The 2970-nt window shown below is 48.4% G+C and carries 3 protein-coding genes and 1 CRISPR repeat array; of the genes, 1 reads left to right on the top strand and 2 read right to left on the bottom strand.

Annotated elements, in window-relative coordinates:
* Window position 1 precedes the first annotated feature (1 nt).
* Window positions 2-425: direct repeats of the CRISPR family, unit length 27 nt; unit sequence AATCCACGCACCCGTGAAGGGTGCGAC.
* 265 nt (window positions 426-690) lie between these two features.
* Together HMPREF3201_RS11825 and HMPREF3201_RS11070 are read right to left on the bottom strand one after the other, a co-directional pair.
* Window positions 691-855: a hypothetical protein gene (locus tag HMPREF3201_RS11825; protein WP_154254672.1), complete on the bottom strand. Its 165-nt coding sequence runs from the start codon at window positions 853-855 to the stop codon at window positions 691-693.
* Window positions 856-1241: 386 nt separating this feature from the next.
* On the bottom strand, window positions 1242-1847 hold the full coding sequence (locus HMPREF3201_RS11070; protein WP_062413119.1) for a DNA-3-methyladenine glycosylase I: 606 nt from the start codon (window positions 1845-1847) through the stop codon (window positions 1242-1244).
* Between the two features lie 341 nt (window positions 1848-2188).
* Between HMPREF3201_RS11070 and HMPREF3201_RS11060 the strand changes: the two genes are divergently transcribed.
* Window positions 2189-2890, top strand: coding sequence for a radical SAM protein (locus HMPREF3201_RS11060; RefSeq protein WP_062413117.1), 702 nt, complete (start codon window positions 2189-2191; stop codon window positions 2888-2890).
* Window positions 2891-2970: the final 80 nt, after the last annotated feature.

Here is a 2970-nt window from a genome sequence, read left to right as displayed (position 1 = left end):
CAATCCACGCACCCGTGAAGGGTGCGACTAAAGATGCGCGGCAGTTGGTCGCCGCGGTTGATGTTTCAATCCACGCACCCGTGAAGGGTGCGACTGGGTCTTCTCGGTCGTTCCATACGTCGTCATAAAGTTTCAATCCACGCACCCGTGAAGGGTGCGACTCGTTCTGGGCCTTCATATGCTCGGCCTCGGATATGTTTCAATCCACGCACCCGTGAAGGGTGCGACGTTAAGGCTTTGCAGTCTCCTATCGCCGCCTTTGTTTCAATCCACGCACCCGTGAAGGGTGCGACATTATACCATAGAAACATGATACGGAGTTGCTATGTTTCAATCCACGCACCCGTGAAGGGTGCGACGCCCGACAGAAGAACGCCCCTCGATCATCGGCATGTTTCAATCCACGCACCCGTGAAGGGTGCGACAGCAAAAGGACTTTTTACAGTCTCTTTTGCGTGTATCGATGGGGATATGGCCCCACTTATACACTTTCTTCTTACTACTTTAGGGATTTGATCAAAATTTTTATATTTCAATCAAGTATTTTGGCAGCGAAGAAGATGTTCACTATCTCTTCGCACTTCCGATCCTTACTTTTACCCTGGCGCGTTTTTGTGACTCCACCATAAATTTTATAGGGTATTCCATTAGTCAGTCAGCCTGGAATCCGTCGACTTCTTATTCAAGATCTCACTCATTATTCATCTCAAGTTGCTCTTTTTGTTGCTTATAACCTCTCGTGCTTAAATACCCAATTCCCAAAATCACGGCAATTTTTATCGCCGGTTTTAATATCTTCGGGAGCATAAATCCAAAACCAAAACCGATAATCCGACTTATTTTCATCTTCTTCATCTGCTTCACCTTCCTATGGTTGACACCTTACCCACTGAAAATAGAGTCTCATCTCAAGGCTATATAAACTTACACTGTATAGTCCTTGATTATAGAAAAGAAAATCATGTCCATAAAATGAATCGGTAAAATCCTTAATTCCCCTACGTTTAAGCCGTTTTTAACGGCATGTTCTTATGTATCAGTATATCATACCTTGCTTTGTCAGGCATAGCGAATGGTCTTATCGTCGATCGCCCAATGCTTACCAAATCAGCATCATCGTAACCAAGATAGCAAGATACCTCAAGGTAACGATATTAACCCCCGGCTAGACTTGCAGTCAATCCATCGTATCTCCACGCAAAAACGCCGCCAGTCTTCAAAACTCGCGGCGCTTCTATCATTTAATAAACTTCATCATCTTTCCGTTTGGTCGCTGTCGGATGATTCTCGATAATCAACTGCCGGCGCGGGCAGGTATCATCGTGGTCGTTGATGATACCGCAAGCTTGAAGGTGCGAATAGATGGTAACCGGGCCGACGTACTTAAAGCCCCGCTTCTTCAAATCCTTGCTGATCTTGGCCGACAAGCCGTTGCTGACCGGGATCTGTCCTTTGGCATGGCCCTGATAGAGGAAGGTCTTACCGCCGGTGAAGCTCCAAAAGTAGTCACACAGGCTTCCGAACTCGTCGCGCAGTTTCTGACAACACTGAGCATTGCTGATCACGGCCTGTATCTTCCGAGGCGAGCGGATCATGCCCTCGGTATTCATGATGCGTTCTACATCGGCGTCGTCGTAAGCGGCCACCTTATCGTAATCGAAATTATCAAAGCACTGCCGAAAGATGTCCCGCTTGCGCAGGACGATCAGCCAGCTGAGGCCGCACTGCAGGTTTTCCAAGGTCAGATGCTCAAACATCTGCCGATCGTCGTGAACGGGAATCCCCCATTCGTTGTCATGATACGTCGTATTGAGCGGATCTGTACTGGCCCATTCGCAATACCCCATCGTCATCTCCCCTTTCGCCAAGGTTTCGTTCTCTCTTCCCAAGAGCAGCTTGCATCACGGCTTCTGTTTAGCGCATCCCGCATTCCCCTCGAAAAGGTATCGTTATATATTGTCATTATACCATTGAACGCCGTCCCTTTCCAGCAGACGGCCCCTTGCCAAAGTCCCTCCCCCGGTACAACGATATCGTCCTTGCTTCTTTCCAAAAGATTTGCTATAATCAGTTCAAATTCATATGAAATGGTACTGACTGCTGCCGAGTAGTCAGGTTGCGCCGTGTTCCTCATCGTCAGGTCTTCGCAGATGAGGAAGCGGCGCCTTTTTTATGTTAGGAGGACACCATGGATACATTCTTTTACAAAGAACCCTATGAAGAAAATGGAAAAACCGTCTTAGAAGTCAATCTCTTCCCGGACAAATACTGTAACTTCAACTGCATCTTTTGCCCCGTCAGCCGCAAGTTGACACATAAACAAACGGCGGCCCCGGTCCATTTGGAAGACGTAACACCGGCCATCCGGGATTTACGGCAACGGCTTCATGACGTGCAGCCCGACTTGGTATTTATCAACTCCCTGGGAGAAGCCCTGCTGCTTCCGGAACTTGAATCGATCATTGATACCATCCACGACGCCGGGATTCCCGTACGCCTCCTGTCCAACGGGTTCCTCTATGGAAATCCTGACTACGCCAGACTGGCCAGTCGCTGTGAAGAAGTCATCGGCGAACTAAAAATGGCCCATGAAGGGGCCTTCCAAAAAGCCCAGCGACCTCTCCCGGGCTACACCCTTCATCAGCACATCGAAAATATGGTCCGATTCCGAAAAACCTACAGCGGCTGCTTCCACCTGGAAATCACCATTGTCAAAGGTTACAGTGACGATCCGGATTCCCTCGATATTTTCCGAGCAGCCGTCAAATCTTTACAGCCCGACGTCCTTCACGTCGTCACCTTGGAGGCCCCCTTCGATAAAGTCTTGGCCATATCTCCGGAAAGACTAGAAGAAATCACGCATTTTCTGCAAGAAGCCTTGAAAGCCTAATTTCCGTGAGGCTCAGCCTTCGTTAGCGAATCACTCCACAAAAACATCTGCAAATCAAAACCACCAGTTTAACTGGTGGT

The sequence above is a fragment of the Megasphaera sp. MJR8396C genome (assembly GCF_001546855.1).
Classification (GTDB): domain Bacteria; phylum Bacillota; class Negativicutes; order Veillonellales; family Megasphaeraceae; genus Megasphaera.
The sequence above is the reverse complement of the archived record's forward strand: the minus strand, read 5'-3'. Positions and strand labels throughout refer to the sequence as shown.

Bases quoted from the DNA above. Each gene is read 5' to 3' on its own strand.
- HMPREF3201_RS11825 (WP_154254672.1), bottom strand. From the start codon at position 855: ATGAAGAAGATGAAAATAAGTCGGATTATCGGTTTTGGTTTTGGATTT.
- HMPREF3201_RS11070 (WP_062413119.1), bottom strand. From the start codon at position 1,847: ATGGGGTATTGCGAATGGGCCAGTACAGATCCGCTCAATACGACGTAT.
- HMPREF3201_RS11060 (WP_062413117.1), top strand. From the start codon at position 2,189: ATGGATACATTCTTTTACAAAGAACCCTATGAAGAAAATGGAAAAACC.